This is a genomic window from Buttiauxella sp. BIGb0471, from assembly GCF_024807715.1.
Taxonomy (GTDB): Bacteria; Pseudomonadota; Gammaproteobacteria; order Enterobacterales; family Enterobacteriaceae; genus Buttiauxella; species Buttiauxella agrestis.
In genome coordinates this window covers 389,305-408,047 of record NZ_JANUEU010000002.1, presented here as the reverse complement: position 1 = coordinate 408,047, position 18,743 = coordinate 389,305, and the positions used below count along the sequence as shown (strand labels likewise).

At 49.4% G+C, this 18,743-nt stretch carries 18 protein-coding genes; 9 read left to right on the top strand and 9 right to left on the bottom strand.

Annotation, left to right across the window (positions count from 1 at the left end):
* Nucleotides 1-48: 48 nt before the first annotated feature.
* Entirely contained in the window at nt 49-366 is a 318-nt protein-coding gene (gene hspQ, locus M2371_RS08390) for a heat shock protein HspQ (RefSeq protein WP_034494367.1), read from the top strand.
* Nucleotides 367-402: 36 nt separating this feature from the next.
* Here hspQ and M2371_RS08385 read toward each other — a convergent pair whose 3' ends face one another.
* On the bottom strand, nt 403-816 hold the full coding sequence (locus tag M2371_RS08385) for a CoA-binding protein (RefSeq protein WP_034494366.1): 414 nt from the start codon (nt 814-816) through the stop codon (nt 403-405).
* Between the two features lie 186 nt (nt 817-1,002).
* Here M2371_RS08385 and M2371_RS08380 point away from each other — a divergent pair, with 186 nt between their 5' ends.
* Both M2371_RS08380 and mgsA read left to right on the top strand, forming a co-directional pair.
* Nucleotides 1,003-1,668, top strand: a complete 666-nt coding sequence (locus tag M2371_RS08380) for a curli synthesis inhibitor (RefSeq protein WP_259267447.1) — start codon at nt 1,003-1,005, stop codon at nt 1,666-1,668.
* 95 nt (nt 1,669-1,763) lie between these two features.
* Nucleotides 1,764-2,222 carry a methylglyoxal synthase gene (mgsA, locus tag M2371_RS08375; RefSeq protein ID WP_259267446.1) on the top strand — a complete coding sequence of 153 codons (459 nt, stop codon included), beginning with the start codon at nt 1,764-1,766 and terminating at the stop codon, nt 2,220-2,222.
* Here mgsA and helD read toward each other — a convergent pair whose 3' ends face one another.
* Nucleotides 2,223-4,277 carry a DNA helicase IV gene (gene helD, locus M2371_RS08370; RefSeq protein WP_259267445.1) on the bottom strand — a complete coding sequence of 685 codons (2,055 nt, stop codon included), beginning with the start codon at nt 4,275-4,277 and terminating at the stop codon, nt 2,223-2,225.
* A 135-nt stretch (nt 4,278-4,412) separates the two neighbouring features.
* On the opposite strand from helD, the gene M2371_RS08365 reads away from it, so the two are divergent.
* A complete protein-coding gene (locus M2371_RS08365) occupies nt 4,413-4,859 on the top strand; it encodes a YccF domain-containing protein (protein ID WP_172894969.1) in 447 nt (148 codons plus the stop codon).
* A 24-nt stretch (nt 4,860-4,883) separates the two neighbouring features.
* The gene (gene yccS, locus M2371_RS08360) at nt 4,884-7,019 is read left to right on the top strand and encodes a YccS family putative transporter (RefSeq protein ID WP_259267444.1); all 2,136 of its coding nucleotides are present in this window, start codon (nt 4,884-4,886) and stop codon (nt 7,017-7,019) included.
* Here the strand turns inward: yccS and M2371_RS08355 are convergent.
* Nucleotides 7,016-7,630: a TfoX/Sxy family DNA transformation protein gene (locus M2371_RS08355; protein WP_172894973.1), complete on the bottom strand. Its 615-nt coding sequence runs from the start codon at nt 7,628-7,630 to the stop codon at nt 7,016-7,018. The two genes, yccS and M2371_RS08355, sit on opposite strands and share 4 nt — an antisense overlap.
* 220 nt (nt 7,631-7,850) lie before the next feature.
* On the opposite strand from M2371_RS08355, the gene sulA reads away from it, so the two are divergent.
* Both sulA and ompA read left to right on the top strand, forming a co-directional pair.
* Entirely contained in the window at nt 7,851-8,348 is a 498-nt protein-coding gene (sulA, locus tag M2371_RS08350) for an SOS-induced cell division inhibitor SulA (RefSeq protein ID WP_034494359.1), read from the top strand.
* Nucleotides 8,349-8,708: 360 nt separating this feature from the next.
* A complete protein-coding gene (gene ompA, locus M2371_RS08345; protein ID WP_172894974.1) occupies nt 8,709-9,791 on the top strand; it encodes a porin OmpA in 1,083 nt (360 codons plus the stop codon).
* Nucleotides 9,792-9,887: 96 nt separating this feature from the next.
* Here ompA and matP read toward each other — a convergent pair whose 3' ends face one another.
* Complete coding sequence (gene matP, locus M2371_RS08340; RefSeq protein WP_034494358.1) at nt 9,888-10,340, bottom strand: macrodomain Ter protein MatP; 453 nt, start codon at nt 10,338-10,340, stop codon at nt 9,888-9,890.
* Between the two features lie 175 nt (nt 10,341-10,515).
* On the opposite strand from matP, the gene M2371_RS08335 reads away from it, so the two are divergent.
* Together M2371_RS08335 and fabA are read left to right on the top strand one after the other, a co-directional pair.
* Entirely contained in the window at nt 10,516-12,270 is a 1,755-nt protein-coding gene (locus M2371_RS08335; protein ID WP_259267443.1) for a Lon protease family protein, read from the top strand.
* A 68-nt stretch (nt 12,271-12,338) separates the two neighbouring features.
* The gene (gene fabA / locus M2371_RS08330) at nt 12,339-12,857 is read left to right on the top strand and encodes a bifunctional 3-hydroxydecanoyl-ACP dehydratase/trans-2-decenoyl-ACP isomerase (protein ID WP_034494356.1); all 519 of its coding nucleotides are present in this window, start codon (nt 12,339-12,341) and stop codon (nt 12,855-12,857) included.
* A gap of 72 nt (nt 12,858-12,929) precedes the next feature.
* On the opposite strand, the gene rmf is transcribed toward fabA, so the two are convergent.
* The 5 genes from rmf to M2371_RS08305 all read right to left on the bottom strand — a co-directional run bounded on the left by rmf (nt 12,930) and on the right by M2371_RS08305 (nt 18,740).
* A complete protein-coding gene (gene rmf, locus M2371_RS08325; protein ID WP_034456319.1) occupies nt 12,930-13,097 on the bottom strand; it encodes a ribosome modulation factor in 168 nt (55 codons plus the stop codon).
* 257 nt (nt 13,098-13,354) lie between these two features.
* A complete protein-coding gene (gene pqiC, locus M2371_RS08320) occupies nt 13,355-13,921 on the bottom strand; it encodes a membrane integrity-associated transporter subunit PqiC (RefSeq protein ID WP_172894978.1) in 567 nt (188 codons plus the stop codon).
* Nucleotides 13,918-15,558 carry an intermembrane transport protein PqiB gene (pqiB, locus tag M2371_RS08315; protein ID WP_172894979.1) on the bottom strand — a complete coding sequence of 547 codons (1,641 nt, stop codon included), beginning with the start codon at nt 15,556-15,558 and terminating at the stop codon, nt 13,918-13,920. The genes pqiC and pqiB overlap by 4 nt, the downstream gene beginning before the upstream one ends.
* On the bottom strand, nt 15,548-16,816 hold the full coding sequence (pqiA, locus tag M2371_RS08310) for a membrane integrity-associated transporter subunit PqiA (RefSeq protein WP_259267442.1): 1,269 nt from the start codon (nt 16,814-16,816) through the stop codon (nt 15,548-15,550). The genes pqiB and pqiA overlap by 11 nt, the downstream gene beginning before the upstream one ends.
* 16 nt (nt 16,817-16,832) lie before the next feature.
* Nucleotides 16,833-18,740 (bottom strand): ABC transporter ATP-binding protein, encoded by a 1,908-nt coding sequence (locus M2371_RS08305; protein WP_172894983.1) that lies wholly within the window; start codon nt 18,738-18,740, stop codon nt 16,833-16,835.
* Between the last annotated feature and the right edge of the window lie 3 nt (nt 18,741-18,743).

The window sequence follows — 18,743 nt, the reverse complement described above, 5'->3', positions numbered from 1 at the left end:
AATGTTGCCCGCACATTAAAGGCAGGTAATGTTTCTCAGGAGGTGACTATGATTGCCAGCAAATTCGGCATTGGCCAGCAAGTACGACATTCTTTGCTGGGTTATCTGGGGGTGGTGGTCGATATCGACCCGGAATATTCTCTGGATGAACCTGCGGAAGATGATCTGGCCGACAACGATGTCCTCCGTAGTGCCCCCTGGTATCATGTAGTGATGGAAGATGATGATGGCCAGGCGGTGCATACCTATCTTGCTGAAGCCCAGTTAAGTGGGGAGTCACAAGACGAGCATCCCGAACAACCGTCGATGGATGAATTGGCGGCTTCGATACGGCAGCAACTTCAGGCACCTCGCCTACGTAATTAGCAAAAACCCCGCGCTGCGGGGTTTTTTATTGTTGAATTATTTAGCCAGACCCAATCTCGGAATTTCTATCGCCGGGCATTTATCCATGACCACGTTCAGCCCTGCATCTTGCGCCAGTACGGCGGCTTGTTCATTGATGACGCCCAATTGCATCCACAACGTTTTTGCGCCAATGGCAATCGCTTCTCTCGCCACTTCCCACGCAGCTTCAGAATTGCGGAACACATCCACCATATCGATTTTTTTAGGAATTTCAGCCAGCGTGCCATAGCCCTGCTGGCCTAAAAGCGTTTTACCCGCCACTTTCGGCGACACAGGAATCACTTCATAACCCTGGTCGAGCAAATACGCCATCACTCGATAGCTTGGTCTGTCGGGCTTATCACTGGCTCCCACCAGCGCAATTGTTCGGGTGCTTTTTAGAATAGTTTCGATATCTGCCTGTTTCATCACACTCTCCGCTGGGACTCAGTAATCAAAAGTGTATGCCATCCATTCCTGTCTCACCATCTTTCCCATACAGACGTAGTAGAGCAAATCCTGGAAATATGTCTATATGTTAATGAGCGGGGGATGTGAAAAATTTTGATACATTCAGCTACGGATAGCCCAATTTACTTGAGGCAGGAGTCATTGATGAGAACCTGGTTCTTCATAGCGATATGTTGTTTGCTTATTTTACCGCCTGAAGCGTGGTCAACAACGTTACGTCTGTCTACGGATATCGATTTGCTGGTGCTTGATGGGAAAAAAGTTTCCAGTTCTTTACTGCGAGGCGCGGATAGTCTTGAGCTGGATAATGGCCCACACCAGCTGGTGTTTCGGGTAGAAAAAAATATTCGTACCAGCACGCGTGAACAGCGTCTTTATATTTCCCCACCGTTGGTGGTGAGCTTCGATACCAAAGAAGTAAGCCAGGTTAATTTTAATCTGCCCCGTTTAGAGAATGATAAAGAAAGTGATGAGTTCGACCACGCTCCGCATCTGCAATTATTGGATGGTGATGCCGCCGTGATCCCCTTGAAAATTGATATTTTGCCGGTCAAAGCCACATCTCAGGGAATTGATTACGAGCGAGATACTCAGTTTTACAACAAGGCGGGAAAAACGGCGTCGATAAAAGGTTTCGCTACAATGATGGCGGATGATAGCGAGTTGCTCTCGAAATCATCCGAGCTTGATACCCCTCCCCGGCAGTCAGAAACATTAACGGAGCAACGCCTTCGATATTGGTTTTTGCAAGCCGACAAACCGACTCGTGAGCGTTTCTTACAATGGGTAAAAGATAACCCAACGCAATAATTGCTTTGCCAATCCTGCATTTTTGACACCCTTCTCTTGCAGCATCAATCGCTTCCAGTAAGCTGTAGGCAATATAAATCAATCAGGATTAAGCAATGGAATTAACGACCCGCACGCTGGCGGAACAAAAACATATTGCGCTGGTTGCGCACGATCACTGCAAAGACGCGCTGCTGAAATGGGTTGAGCGCCATAAAGCCACTCTCACCAATCATGTGTTGTACGCCACCGGCACCACGGGAAATCTGATTCAGCGCGGCAGCGGCCTGGATGTCAACGCCATGCTTAGCGGCCCGATGGGCGGCGATCAGCAAGTTGGGGCACTGATCTCTGAAGGGAAAATTGATGTGCTGATTTTCTTCTGGGATCCGCTTAACGCCGTTCCACATGACCCGGATGTTAAAGCGTTACTGCGCCTGGCGACAGTGTGGAACATCCCGGTTGCGACCAATTTATCGACCGCTGATTTTATTATTCAATCGCCAGGCTTTGACCAGTCAGTTGAAATTTTAATCCCGGATTACCCACGCTATCTGGCAGAACGACTGAAATAATTACGGTCGATTGGCTGCGGGCACGCCAAGCTGTTTGAGAATATCGACAAAACTGGACGGTTCCTGTTTGTTGAATAACAGCCAGACACGATGACGGGCCCGCGTCATCGCCACGTACAACAACCGCCGCTCTTCCGCATCAGGATAGTCTTCAGGTTGCGGCAACAACGCCTCTTCCATGACAGATTCGCGTGCCACGGCCGGGAAACCATCTTTCCCCTGCTGCAATCCCAGAACCACAACATAGTCTGCTTGCTGCCCTTTGCTGGCATGAATCGTCATAAAATCGACGGCAAGTTTAGGCCAACGCGTTGCGGCTTTTTCGAGGATAGCTGGGCGTAGATGATGGTAACGCGCCAGCACCAGAATGCGTTCTTGCGGTTTCACATATCCGCTCATTTTATCGAGCAGAGCTTCAAGCTGGTCGTCTGCCAATAACGTGACGGCTTTTTTATCACCTTTTGACAGGCTGTTCAGCGGCTTAGCAAGTTGATGCGGATTCTGCTGCACAAAACGATTAGCAATCTCGCCGATGCGATCATTGAAGCGGTACGTCGTATCCAGCGCACATTGATCTGCATCGCCAAAGTTTTGAGCGAATGCGGTTGTCAGCGACATTTCTGCACCGCTGAAACGATAAATTGCCTGCCAGTCATCGCCCACCGCGTACAGCGAAGTATGCGAGTTTTGTTTTCTCAGCGCCGCCAGCAATGCTGCGCGTTGAGGCGAAATATCCTGAAATTCATCAACTAAAATATGCTTCCACGGACTGATAAATCGCCCTTTTTCCAGCACATTAATGGCCTGATGAATCAGCCCTGAGAAATCGACGGCCTCTTCGGCTTTCAGTGCCGTCTTCCAGGTTTTTAATAACGGGGCCATCAGCTTGACGCGTTTAGCGAAGAGATCTCGAATGTCTTCCGGCGCAGAAGCAATCATGTCAGCCTGCGAACCACCGTGCATTCGCATTAGGCCAAGCCAACGGTCTAAACGGCTCGCCAGACGTTTCGCCAGGCGCTCGTCTTTCCAGTATTCGCCTTCCGGCACGTCCCATTGCAACTCGTCTCGCAACCATTCACGCCAGCCTTTCGCCTGTGCTTTTTTCTCACGGCATTGCTGCTGCCAGCATTCAATCAGTAATTGGTGGCGCGCGTTGGTATCGGATTCGAGATCGCTGACGCGCGGCACTTTTTTGCTGCCCTGCTGGATTATATGCAACGCCAGAGCATGGAAGGTACGGGCTGAAATCGCGTCGGTATGAAGGCGTTCAGCGATACGCTCGTCCATCTCCTGAGCGGCTTTGCGACCAAAAGCCAATAACAAGATTTGATCTTCGCTGGCCTCGCCACGTTGCAGTAACCAACCCGCACGAGCCACCAGCACCGAAGTTTTGCCACTCCCGGCTCCCGCTAACACCAAAAGTGAGTCTTCGCCGTTGACTACGGCGCGTGCCTGAGAATGATTGAGCGGTGAGCTTTCGATTTTCTGGAAAAAATCAGCATGCTTTTCAAGCATATGATTGGTATACGCGGTATTACGCTGATGGCGACGAGTCTCACCTTGTTCAAGCCAGGCTTTGCAATGCATCCATAATTCGCGGCAATTATCGAAATCCTCCAGCCTTGCCTGCGGGAGTGGCAATGCAGAAAAAGCGACGCGTACATTTTGCTGCAATGCCTGCATATCGCTGCGTTTGAACCATTTTTCCTGCTGGATGCGGCGCGTAATCTCGGCATACTGCTGTTGAAGCACCTGCGCCGCAACTTCACTCATCTCGACACTCCAGCTCTGCCATAACTGATCAAGATGATGATAAAAGCGCTGGGTTTCATTCCATTCTGTACCATGCAAACGCACCACTTTGTCATCCGGCAGCACAAATTCCAGCTCGCCCCAGACCAGACCGCGCTTGCAATTGATAGCAATTAACTGATTGAATGGAATAAGGTATTCGTGACGTTCACCTTTCACCTCTACACCCGCAGCCAGTAATTTCACACGATTGTATGGGTGCTGTGCTAAATGTTTGCCAAGAGAGGTCGCTTTTAATTCCATTACGCTTTGCCTGATCCAGAATGGTGATTGTGGTTAAGTTTACCCGGCGAAGGAATGACGCTCCAGAGTAAAAACGCGTTACAATTGTTGTGGTTATTAATTTGTCCAACTATACCAGTTACAGTAAGAGTGATTATGCGTACAGTCCTTAATGTATTGAACTTTGTACTCGGCGGTTTTCTGACCACCCTATCCTGGTTGCTGGCCACTCTGGTCAGTATCATTTTTATTTTCACGTTGCCGCTGACACGATCCTGCTGGGAGATTACTAAACTCTCTTTCGTACCGTACGGTAACGAAGCCATTCATGTTGATGAACTTAACCCTCAGGGTAAAAGCGCAATTATGAATACCGGTGGTACATTGCTGAATATCATCTGGCTGATATTTTTCGGCTGGTGGCTCTGCGTGCTTCATATCGCCACCGGTATCGCCCAGTGCATCACCATTATCGGTATTCCTGTGGGAATCGCTAATTTCAAAATCGCTGTTATCGCGCTTTGGCCTGTGGGCCGCCGTGTCGTTTCTGTCGAAGTCGCACAGGCTGCGCGTGAAGCTAACGCCCGCCGTCGTTTCCAGTAAATTTGACAAATTTAGTGAGTATTAATGCTTAGTCCAATTCTGCGTCGTTATACCTGGAACAGTGCCTGGCTGTATAACTTGCGCATCTTTATTGCGCTCACTGGCACTGCTGCCCTGCCCTGGTGGTTAGGTGAAGTTAAGCTCACTATTCCGCTGACCCTGGGTGTGGTTGCTGCAGCCCTTGCCGATTTAGATGACCGGCTGGCCGGGCGCTTGCGAAACCTTCTGATAACCCTGGTGAGTTTCTTTATTGCTTCGGCGTCTGTGGAGTTGCTGTATCCGTGGCCGCTGCTGTTTGGCATTGGATTGATGATTTCCACCAGCGGATTTATTCTGCTGGGCGGTTTAGGCCAGCGTTATGCCACCATCGCCTTTGGCGCGCTGCTCATTGCCATCTATACCATGTTGGGTATTTCTTTATATGACCACTGGTATCAACAACCGATTCTGCTGCTGGCAGGTGCAATCTGGTACAACTTGCTGACTCTGGCAGGCCATCTGATTTTCCCCATCCGCCCGCTGCAAGATAACCTGGCGCGTTGTTATGAAAGCCTCGCTCGTTATCTTGAAGTTAAAGCTACGCTTTTTGACCCCGATATCGAAGAAGAAAGCCAGGCTCCAATGCTTGAGCTTGCCATGGCTAACAGCCAGTTGGTGACAACGTTAAATCAGACCAAAGGTTCATTATTGACGCGTTTGCGTGGCGATCGTGGGCAGCGCGGCACACGCCGAACGCTGCACTACTATTTTGTCGCCCAGGATATTCACGAACGCGCAAGCTCATCACATATTCAATACCAGGCACTGCGCGACAAATTCCGCTACAGCGATATTATGTTTCGCTTTCAACGCTTGCTGTCCCTGCAATCTCAAGCCTGTTTACAGCTCTCGCGCTCTGTTTTACTGCGGCTGAAATATCAACACGATCCACGCTTTGAGCGTGCATTTACACATCTGGACGCTGCGATTGAAAGGCTGAAAACTGACCCGGCACTGGCGAACGAATTAAAAGCACTGGGTTATCTGGTGAGTAACTTGCGCGCAATTGACGCTCAACTGGCGACGATTGAGTCTGAGCAGGCGCTGGCAGCACCGGAAAATAATATCGAAAACCGCCTGCTTGATGACCGTTTGACCGGCTTTGGTGATATGTGGCAACGGCTGAAGCGCAATCTGACACCGGAGTCTGCTTTATTCCGCCATGCGGTACGCATGTCTGTGGTGCTGTGCGTCGGCTACGCGTTTATCCAGTTTACCGGGCTAAAACATGGCTACTGGATACTTCTGACCAGCCTGTTTGTTTGCCAGCCCAACTACAGTGCCACTCGTCGCCGCTTAGCGCTTCGTATAATTGGCACGTTAGTCGGCGTGGCAGTCGGTTTACCGGTTCTCTATTTTGTGCCGTCACTCGAAGGGCAACTGATTTTAATTGTTATCACCGGCGTGCTGTTTTTTGCCTTCCGCAACGTGCAATACGCTCACGCCACTATGTTCATCACGTTGCTGGTATTGCTGTGTTTCAACTTGTTGGGAGAAGGTTTTGAAGTCGCAATGCCGCGAATTTTCGATACCCTTTTGGGATGTGGGATCGCATGGGCGGCGGTGAGTTTCATCTGGCCTGACTGGCGATTCCGTCGGCTGCCATTAGTGGTAGAACGGGCATTCAATGCCAATTGCCGCTATCTGGATGCCATTCTCGAGCAATATCATCAAGGCCGTGATAACCGGCTGGAGTATCGTATTGCGCGCCGGGATGCACACAACAAGGATGCGGAGCTGGCATCTGTGGTATCGAACATGTCCTCAGAGCCCAGAGTCACACCGGAAGCGCGAGAAACGGCATTTCGCTTATTGTGCCTCAATCATACATTTAACAGTTATATTTCGGCGTTGGGCGCGCACCGCGAGATGCTGACCAATGAAGATATTTTGTTGCTTCTTGATGACGCCGTCTGTTACGTCGATGATGCACTGCATCATCTGCCTGCCGATGAAGAACGCGTTCAAAAAGCCTTGCAAGGGTTGTCCGAGCGGATAACTTCACTGGAGCCGCAACCAGAGACCAAAGAGCCGTTAGTCCTTCAGCAAATTGGCCTGTTGGTTGCACTTTTACCAGAAATCTCGCGCCTCCAGCAGCTTGTCACACAGCAGTACGATTAACCCGCATGCCGTTGTTCGTATAGCTGCCCCCACTCAACTAACTCCTGGCGCGTCGTCGCCGGGAGTGCTGCTTCATGAATACCGCAAATCGCCCCCGCCAGCGCCAGTAGTACTCTAACTCCCAGCCCCTTATTCACGCCCCTCAACTTTATCCATGACCGCTTTGCACCGTAAGCATGTAGCGTTCTGACATCCGCAATACCGGCTTCCCACAGCATCATCTCCAGACTGTGGGTTAAATTCGGGAGATCCTTGAGTCGTTGATGAGACTTATGGCGGGATTTTTCACGGCGGGCGCTAAACAATGCATCCGATGAGAGCTTTAAAAGCGTTTCTTGATCGTTCCACAACCCTTCATCAACTCGGAAGTAATTAAGTTCAATCGTCCGCCCACGTTTGTTATAGAGCAATGGCGCTGCCGCCCTCTTAACAAAATAAACCTCTGACTGCTCACAAGCTCTTAAGTAAAGTTCCCCTTCAGAAACCATAGCAAACACGACATTATCGACCGTCAGACTATAGCCTCCAAATAATGAACGATGGCTGATATCCCCTAGCGGGGATAAGCATTCTTTCGATTGATGAATCCTTGTATAAGATCGCTTCTTCATGAATATATCCTTAAATATCATGCTATAACACATCATTACGGCTTGTTACTGTTTCCAGTAACACGAAAATAGGTAACCTGATGACAGACGGCAATCACATTTTCGCATTCTGCAGATTTACGTGAAGAAATTGCGATATGCTTTCCGAAATTTAGATTGATCTTTGGCCTGACAGGTATTACTGTATATTCATACAGTAACCCATCAGGCGGGATTAACTATGCAATCACATAACGTTCTAACTCACGTTGCCCCTCTTTCTTCTTTGACTCAGTCATCAGCAGGTAACAATACTAAAGGGTTGATAAGTGAAGTGATCTATAGCGAAGATCAGCCATGGGTTACGCAACTGGTTCTGTTGCCCCTGCTCCAGCAACTGGGTCAACAGTCACGTTGGCAGCTTTGGCTAACGCCACAGCAAAAATTGAGTCGTCAATGGGTTAAATCGGCAGGTCTTCCACTTACAAAAGTCATGCAGGTGAGCCAGTTAGATCCACTTTTCACCGTAGATGCTATGGTAAAAGCATTGCAGACTGGAAATTACAGCGTGGTCATCGGTTGGTTGCCTAAAGAATTAACAGATGAAGAACATTTGCAGCTATCATCAGCAGCAGAAATGGGTAATGCGATCGGCTTCATAATGCGTCCGATGCACACCTCCAAAACAGGGTGTCGACCACGAACTGGCCTAAAAATTCATTCTAGTTTGTATCATTAAGTAAATTTAAGAGAAATCCTGGAACTTTTCTTCAGCTCCTGACAAATCTTTGTGATTCATAGTGGAACCGCGTCTCAAGCCGCTTGTAGCGGCATTCTCCAGAAATCTTTGAGTATAAATTCTGCGCAAACTTGTTAGAAAATGTGTACACAAGTCGTTTTTTTTCATATGCCTGACGGACATCACACTTGTAAGTTTTCAACTACGTTGTAGACTTTAGCTCGCCAGGGTTGCTCTTCCATAACACCGATTGATCGGTAGAGTAACAAGTGAGCATAAACTCGGGCGAAGGATTTAACCCTGGGCTTTAGAGCGATTTTAAAGCTCATGGCCTTTTTGGATGATAATGAGGCGCAAAAAATGAAAAAGACAGCTATCGCGATTGCAGTGGCACTGGCTGGCTTCGCTACCGTAGCGCAGGCCGCACCGAAAGATAATACCTGGTATGCAGGTGGTAAGTTGGGTTGGTCCCAGTTCCATGACACCGGTTTCTACGGAAACGGCTATGAGAACAACAATGGTTCAACTCACAACAGCCAACTGGGTGCTGGTGCGTTCGGTGGTTACCAGGTTAACCCGTACGTTGGTCTTGAAATGGGTTATGACTGGTTGGGCCGTATGGCTTACACCGGCAGCGTGAATAACGGTGCTTTCAAAGCGCAAGGCGTTCAACTGGCTGCTAAACTGAGCTACCCAATCACTGACGAACTGGATATCTACACTCGTCTGGGTGGTATGGTATGGCGTGCAGACTCCCAAGGTAACTATCGTAACGTTACTACTGGTGATGTCCGCCGCGTTAGCGACCACGACACTGGCGTTTCCCCACTGGCAGCAGTTGGTGTTGAATACGCAATCACCCGTGATATCGCAACTCGTCTGGATTACCAGTGGGTTAGCAACATCGGTGACGCACAAACAGTTGGTACTCGTCCAGACAACGGCATGCTGAGCCTGGGTGTTTCTTACCGTTTCGGTCAGTACGATGCAGCTCCAGTTGTAGCTCCAGCTCCAGCTCCAGCTCCAGAAGTACAGACCAAGCACTTCACCCTGAAGTCTGACGTTCTGTTCAACTTCAACAAAGCAACTCTGAAGCCAGAAGGTCAGCAAGCTCTGGATCAGCTGTATACTCAGCTGAGCAACCTTGATCCGAAAGATGGTTCAGTAGTTGTTCTGGGCTTCACAGACCGTATCGGTTCTGATGAATACAACCAGAAACTGTCTGACAAACGTGCACAGTCTGTTGTTGATTACCTGATCTCTAAAGGTATCCCAGCTAACAAGATCTCCCCACGCGGTATGGGCGAATCTAACCCAGTTACTGGCAACACCTGTGATAACGTAGCTCCTAAAGCTAAACTGATTGATTGCCTGGCTCCAGATCGTCGCGTTGAGATCGAAGTTAAAGGTATCAAAGACGTTGTAACTCAGCCTGCGGCATAAGTTACCGTTATAAAAAAACCCCGCTTCGGCGGGGTTTTTTGTTTCTGAATTCTAAGTAACCAGGAATAGAGAAGCACAGCGTCACAACAACTGCTCTTATTCTTTACCCAGCAATGCCTGCAGGTCTTGTTTGAGAGATGACATCTGATTGGCGTATTGTTCTTTACGCTCCGCATCTTCAATCAACTGTACAATCGTTTCCGACAGTGTGCATCCACGCCGATGAGCAAGGCCAGCTAAACGCTGCCAGACCAGATATTCCAGGTCGATGGATTTTTTACGCGTATGCTGATGCTCGGCATTAAAGTGCCGTTTACGACGCGCACGGATAGTTTGTTTCATGCGGTTGTGAAGTTCTGGATTCATATGCTGCTCTATCCAGCTCAACACACGCACCGGTTCATTCTCTAAGCGTAACAACTCATCAACAGCTTCTTTCGCTGCACTCGCCTCGATATAACGTGTGATTAGCTCGCCTTCGCGGTGTTTTTTAACCAGATACTTCCACTTCCAGCCGCTCTCGAGATTTTCCAACTGTTGATATTTCATTGTTGTCTCAGTGTGACCGTGTAACTCACTTCAGAATAACAGTTTTTTCTATTTTCGCTTACCTGAAAAATGAAAGCTGTGAGCTAAGTAAACTTGCCGCTCCGCATAAACCGTGTGCTGCCCTGGCTATTCTTGTATAATCGCGCCTTTGACATCTAATTAATAAATAGCGACTTTGACGACTAATCGACTTGAATGGCGTGCTCTTGTACCTGATACCGAAAGCTATCAGGAAATCTTTGCACAGCCTTATGATTCCGAAACTGCCCCTTTCTCCGCTGTACAACCTCGTCTGTCTTATGGACTTGTGCAGCTAAGCCAACCGGTAGCCTCGGCCGATCTGATGCTGGTAAAAGCCGCTGAAGAAGCCGAGTACCTTAATCTCATTGCCGCAGCAGCACGTGAATGCTGGTCGCAGGATAACGCTCTGACAGGCGGACATTACCTGATTGAAGGTTCGCGCATCACGCTACGCCCTGCCGAAACAGCTGAAGACAATTTTGCAGGCCAGTCTGAAGTCGTTGCCGCTGACTGGATTGAAGCGGAACAACTTTTCGGTTGCGTGCGTCAGTTCGCGGGTGAAATCACGCTGACACCGGGTCTGGTTCACCGCGCAAATGGTGGCATTCTGGTGCTGTCATTGCGCAGTGTTTTAGCGCAACCGCTACTGTGGTTGCGCCTTAAACAAATGGTCATTCAAGGCCGTTTCGACTGGATATCCCAGGATGAAACGCGTCCATTGCCTGTTAACATTCCATCACTGCCATTAAGCCTGAAACTGGTGCTGGTGGGTGAACGTGAATCGTTGGCTGATTTCCAGGACATGGAACCTGAACTGGCGACTTCGGCCATTTACAGCGAGTTTGAAGAGAATCTGCAGATCGCCTCTGCCGATGATATGGCGTTGTGGTGCCAGTGGATTTATGCCGTTGCGCAATCAAAATCCCTGCCAGTTCCTGCAACGGATGCCTGGCAGCCACTCATCCGTGAAGCCGTGCGTTATACCGGCGACCAGGAAACTCTGCCGCTGTGCCCGTCATGGATTAGCCGCCAGCTACGCGAAGTTGCCGCCTTCACTGAAAATGAAAGCTTTGGTGCCGAAGAGCTGACGCAAATGCTAGCGCAGCGCGAATGGCGTGAAGGTTATCTGGCTGAACGCATGCAGGATGAAATCCTGCTTGAGCAGATCCTGATCGAAACCGAAGGTGAAATGGTTGGCCAGATCAACGCCTTGTCGGTCATTGAATTCCCTGGTCATCCACGTGCATTCGGCGAACCTTCGCGCATCAGCTGTGTTGTGCATGTGGGTGATGGTGAATTTACTGACGTTGAGCGCAAAGCTGAGTTGGGCGGTAATATTCATGCGAAAGGCATGATGATCATGCAGGCATTTTTGATGTCAGAATTGCAGCTTGATCAGCAAATCCCCTTCTCCGCCTCGCTGACTTTCGAGCAGTCTTACAGCGAAGTCGACGGTGATAGCGCTTCAATGGCCGAACTGTGCGCGTTAATCAGTGCGCTGGCTAATGTGCCTATTTATCAGCATATCGCGGTGACAGGTTCAGTCGATCAGTTTGGTCGTGTGCAACCAGTGGGCGGCCTCAATGAGAAAATCGAAGGCTTCTTCCGTATTTGCCAGCAACGTGAGTTTAACGGCAAACAAGGCGTGATTATCCCGGTTTCTAATGTACGTCACCTTTGTCTGCACCAGGATGTTCTGGATGCCGTAGAACAAGGCCAATTCACGATTTGGGCCATCGACGATGTCACGGATGCACTACCCTTATTAACAAACCTGCCCTGGGATGGCGAAGGGCAAAATACGCTGTTGCGTGCGGTGCAAGAGCGAATCGCTCAGGCATCTGCGCAAGATATTCGGCACCGTTATCCATGGCCATTACGTTGGCTTAACTGGTTCAATCAAAACTGATCGGACTTGTTGAGCGTACACGTGTTAGCTAACATGCGTGCTTCATTATAAAAAGGCTTACTGTAAACATGGTAGATAAACGCGAATCCTATACAAAAGAAGATCTTCTTGCCTCTGGTCGTGGCGAACTGTTTGGCGCTGAAGGCCCACGTTTGCCTGCGCCATCCATGCTGATGATGGACCGCGTAGTCAAGATGACTGAAGACGGCGGTAACTTCGATAAAGGTTACGTTGAAGCAGAATTGGATATCAATCCTGATCTGTGGTTCTTTGGTTGCCACTTTATCGGCGATCCGGTAATGCCTGGTTGCCTGGGTCTGGATGCGATGTGGCAGCTGGTAGGCTTCTATCTGGGCTGGTTAGGCGGCGAAGGCAAAGGCCGTGCGCTGGGCGTGGGTGAAGTTAAACTCGCGGGTCAGATCTTGCCAACTGCGAAAAAAGTCAGCTACCGTATTCACTTCAAACGCGTTATTAACCGCCGCCTGATTATGGGCCTGGCAGATGGTGAAGTATTGGTTGACGGCCGTGTAATTTACACCGCTACCGATCTGAAAGTAGGTCTGTTCAAAGACACTACTGCTTTCTAAGCCTGATTGTATAAAGCTCTGAAACGCGAAACCTCCGCCATGCGGAGGTTTCTTTTTCTAAAGAGACAGTGATTACGCGGTAACCGCCCTGTCTTCCATGGCTTCTCGCCAGCCTCCCATCCAGTACGACCTTTGATTCAGTGTCTGATAAGGACACATCTCTTTGGAACGTCCGACGATACCTGCTTGATAACCACGTTGATGAGCCCGTTCCAGGCGATCTCGTTTTTGTCTCTTCATGCCTCGTTTCCCTCATTTCTTTAATCTGGTGGAAAGAAAACAGTGCCTGCAAAATGTGCAAGCACATATAACGAATACCTCCAAAAACAGCCATCGTCAATGCGCAAAATTCACGCCAATGTCATAAATGTGAGCTACACGTGATGATATTTGAGATAAAAATGTGAGATGGGTCGGGTAATAGGTTAATGCCAAAAGAAAAGCTGCGCCCCGCTTTACAGCGGAAAGACGCAGCTTTTTTGTGCTACTTAAGAAGATTAATTAATACGGGTTAACTGGCTGGCAATGCTTTGCGCCTCTTGCTGCCACGCCTGCGCTAAGGTTTTCACCATCGCATCATAGCCATCTTCTTGCTGCTTAAGTTCCACATGGAACGGGCGTTTAATCAATTGCCCCTGATGATTGAGCAACCATTCACCGCTCACAATCACCTTGCCGTCATAGCGTCCGTGGAAACCCGTCACATTAACATTCAGAGTATCCTGAAGGCTGCCCAACGGTTGTGAAGCCACCACCCAACCGGGTAATGAACTGCTCAGATTGCTCACCAGCGTATTACGCAGTTGCTGATCTAAAGGACTCGCCCACAAGTTGCTGGTAGCGATGACATACTGAACATCACTGGTTTGATAAACCACGCCGTTTCCGGCGAGGTAATCAGGAACCGCCACTTGTTCCACCCATAACAAGTGGGTGCCAGGCTGGCTCACAGCCTGCACAGCAGGCGTTGAGCTTTGAGGCAGCTGGTAATACGTTTTTCCTTCGTCGCTGCTGCTACAGGCCGTTAAGGCTAATGCAGCAATCAATGGGAGCCATCTTTTCATTCTTTTGCCCTCTTCGGCTGGGGATCTTTTTTATCCTTCGCTTCAAAGATAAGCGAATTACTCTTATCGTTCAGCGTTCGTAGCACCGGCTGCAATTCACGCAGAACCTGGTCAAGACGCTGCATATCCGCCACCATCTTGTTATAAGCCGCAGAGCCTGGCTGGAAGCCTTGCATGCTGCGATTGAGCTCACGGAGCGTTGACTGCATATCCTCAGGCAATGATTGCATCGACTTGTTCGACGTAATCTTGTTCAGATTGTCGAGGGTCTGCTGCAAGTGCTTCATGGTTCGCTGACTTTCGGCAAGCGAATTGGTGGTTTGCTCAATCATCGGATTCAATGGCAAGTTATTAATCTTATCCAGAGTTTCCAGCAAGCGCTGTTGGATTTGCGCCAGGCCTCCGCTCATCGTTGGGATAATTGGATAACCGTTAAAGGTCGGCAAATCGGTAACAGGCGGAGCTTTAGGGTTGAAATCAAGATCGATAAACAGTGCCCCAGTCACCAGGCTGCCGGTTTTCATCGAAGCCCGCAAACCACGTTTGATTAACGAGGTCATGTTGTCCTGAATATGGACGTCATCACCAACAAGATTCTGCAAACGTTCAGGTTCAAGACGGATCAGAACCGGGATACGGAAATCATCGTTGATTTTCTGACGCATGCCTTCGGTGAAGAATGGCACCTTCGCCACTGTCCCGAGGCGGATACCACGGAATTCAACAGGTGCACCTGGTTGCAGGCCACGCACGGAATCTTTAAAGAACATCAGGTAATCAATGTGATCGGTATACAAGGAGTCCTGAATACTTTTCTGATCATCAAACAGATTGAATTCGCTGCCCGCTTTCACAGGTTTGCCAAGATCCCAACCTTCCGGCACGTCAAAACTCACACCGCCGCTAAACAGCGTGGTGAGAGAACCCATTTCGACGCGCATCCCCTGGGAAGACATATCCACGGCGATCCCGCTGTCTTTCCAGAAACGCACATTACTGGTGACCAGACGATCGTTTGGCGCGCTGATAAACAGCTGATAGCTGATGCTACGTTTTGCAGCATCGAAAGTGCTGGTTTCAACTGAACCTACGCGATAACCCCGGAACAGAACCGGGTCGCCAGGAGAGAGCTGACCTGCTTTGTTACTATCGAGCGTAATACGAATGCCTTTTGCATCCGGCGGTGCCAGCGGCGGAGCATCCAGCAAATCATAACGTTCCACTTTTGAGCCTTTCGTCCCCGGCTGCAGTTCGATATAGGCACCCGAGAGTAACGTACCCAGGCCAGAAATACCTTCGCGACCGACCTGCGGTTTCACCACCCAAAACACTGAGTCTTTGTGCAGAAGTTTTTCCATACCGGAATTTAAACGTGCCGTAATTTCGACATGCAGCAAATCATCGGACAGGACAGCGCTTTCCACGACACCGACATTAACGCTTCGGCTTTTAATCATGGTCTTCCCACCTTCAATACCTTCGGCATTGGTGGTAATCAGCGTCACTTCCGGGCCTTGATGGCTGTAGTGATAAAATAAGATCCACGCGCCGATTAGCACGGTTACGATAGGGAAAATCCATACCGGGGACCAATTTTTCACCTTTGCGACTTTTGCTTCCCCGCTTTTATTTTCCATGCTCAGACGACTCCTCATGAATTGAATCCGGTGCGCGATCCCAGGACAAGCGAGGGTCAAAGGTCATCGCTGCAAACATTGTCAAAATCACTACTAATGCAAACATCACGGCACCGATCGCCGGGTAGATACTCATCAATCCTCCCATACGTACCAGGGCCGATAATACCGCTATAACGAACACATCGATCATTGACCAACGCCCGACAAATTCGACCACCTCGTAGATCAAATGCATTCTTTCACTGTCACGCTGACCGTGGCCTTTAGCATCCCAGCACAACCAGGCAATCGCTAACATTTTCAGTGTCGGAACCAAAATACTGGCGATAAAAATAACGCCAGCAACCGGATAGGAGCCTTCGCTCCACAATAAGATAACCCCGGCAATAATCGTCGACGGGATTTTGCTGCCCAACACTTCGGTTATCATGATGGGCAATATATTTGCGGGTAGGTACAGCATAATTGAAGTCAACAGCAGAGCGAGTGTCCATTGCAAGCTATGACGGCGACGAACATATCCTTTGGTTTCGCAGCGTGGACAAATTTCCTGATCCTCTGGCACGATGGCTGTGCAGCATGAACAAGAGCGCAACCCCTGGCGAAGGCCTGATACACCGACTTTAAGCGGTACCGAAATCGCCGGTTCAGGCGCAATATCATCCCAAAGCCAACGCCGGTCCACACACTGGAATGCCCGAAGTTGCAACACACAGAACAAGCACCACGGAATAAAACTGCTCCCGACGCCAATGTCGCCGTAAGCCATTAATTTGACGAAACTGACCAAAACGCCCGCAAGAAAAATTTCAGCCATACCCCAGGACTTTAGCTGGAATAGGATTCGTGCCAGACGCTTTTTAAACGTCAGTGGTAATGCCACCTGATTAACCAATAACAAAATCGTAATTAAACAGAACGTAGGCACCGCCTGCACAAAGACCATAAAGAAAGTGCCAAGGCTTGCGTAGTCTTCGTTGAACATGACGCCTGGAATTTCAAGCAGCGAAACTTCACTGCTGAGTCCTGCTACTTTCATGTTGATGAAGGGAAATAGGTTGGCGAGCAGCAACATAAACAGAGCTGCTAGCGCATAAGCTGTAGGACGTTGGCGTGGTGAGGACCACTGAGTGAGAAGTGTTGTACCGCAACGTGGACAGACGGCCTTATGACCGTCCTCCAATACCGGTAGTGCAACCAGTAAGTCACATTGTGAACACAATATGTGTGAACGATGATGATGCGTGGCACACATATCGGGTCTCCTTGGGTTACGCGCCGTTTTTCAGAGCTTCCAGATATTCCCAGCGCTCAAAAGCCTCTTCCAGTGCTTTTTCTGCGGTGGACATATCACTCAATGTTTTTTGCGTCACATCGTGTGGCTGGTTAAAGAACTCAGCATCCCCGACCTTCGCTTGTAGGGCTTCCAGCTCCGCCTCAAGTTGTTCAAGACGTTGCGGTAATTGCTCTAATTCACGTTGCAGGTTATAGCTTAGCTTGCTACTTGCGCGTTTAACAACTTCCGCCTTAGCAGGCTGGTTGTTTTGCGCTTTATCTGCCACAGAGTGGCGTAAAGATTGAGCAGAAGCTTGCTGACCTTTAGCATCATGATAACCGCCCACATAGCGACCGATTTTACCTTCACCTTCAAAAATCCAGCATTCGGTCACTGTGTTATCAACGAATTGACGATCGTGGCTCACCAACATGACCGTGCCCTGGTAACCATCAATCAACTCTTCAAGTAATTCGAGCGTTTCGACATCCAGGTCATTCGTCGGTTCATCGAGAATCATCAAGTTGCTTGGTTTTAGGAATAACTTCGCCAGTAAAAGGCGGTTACGCTCACCACCAGACAACGCACGAACCGGAGTCATGGCGCGTTTCGGGTGGAAAAGGAAGTCCTGCAAGTAGCCCAGTACATGGCGTGGCTTACCATTCACCATCACTTCTTGCTTACCTTCCGCCAGGTTGTCCATTACCGTACGATCAGGATCAAGCTCGGCACGGTGCTGGTCAAAGTACGCCACTTCAAGCTTGGTACCGCAATGCACGCGCCCGCTATCCGCTTTCAGCTGATCTAACATCAGTTTCAGTAATGTGGTTTTGCCACAGCCGTTTGGCCCCACCAGCGCGATTTTGTCGCTGCGCTGCACCTGGGCTGAAAAATCCGACACCAGGTTTTTGTTAGCGATCTGGTAAAACACGTTTTCCATTTCAAAGACGATCTTGCCGGAACGCGCCGCTTCACCAACTTGCATTTTGGCGCTGCCCAACACTTCACGACGAGCACTGCGTTCGTTACGCATCGCTTTCAAGGCACGCACGCGGCCTTCGTTACGCGTACGGCGTGCTTTAATGCCCTGACGGATCCACACTTCTTCTTGAGCAAGTTTGCGATCAAACTCGGCGTTTTGCAGATCTTCAACTCGTAGAGCTTCTTCTTTGGCCAGCAGATACTGATCGTAATCGCCAGGATAAGAAACCAGTTTGCCGCGATCAAGGTCGACGATACGCGTAGCCATATTGCGAATAAATGAACGGTCGTGCGAGATGAAAATAATGCTGCCCTGGAACTCTTTCAGGAAACCTTCCAGCCAGTCGATAGCTTCGATATCCAGGTGGTTGGTTGGCTCATCAAGCAATAGAACACGTGGAGAACTCACCAGCGCACGGCCTAGTGCCGCTTTGCGCAACCAGCCGCCAGAAAGTGCCGACAGTTCAGTATCAGCTTCCAGACCTAATTGTTCGAGCACTTCGTTAATGCGGCTATCCAGTTGCCAGAGGTTCTGGTGATCCAAAATCTCCTGGATACGCGCCATCTCGTTGAGGTTTTTGTCGCTCGGATCGGTCATCACTTTATGGGAAATATCGTGATAAGCCTTCAGATGTTCCGCTTGTTCTTCAACGCCTTCAGCAACGAAGTCATAAACAGTGCCAGCAACATTACGTGGCGGATCTTGCTGCAAACGCGCGACGATTAAATCCTGTTCGTAAACCATGCGCCCATCATCCAGCGGCACTTCACGATTCAGGATTTTCATCAGCGTGGATTTACCCGCGCCGTTACGGCCAACTAAACAGACACGTTCGTTTTCTTCGATATGAAGTTCGGTGTTATCTAATAACGGTGCGTCGCTAAACGACAACCAGGCACCGTGCATACTAATCAATGACATGAC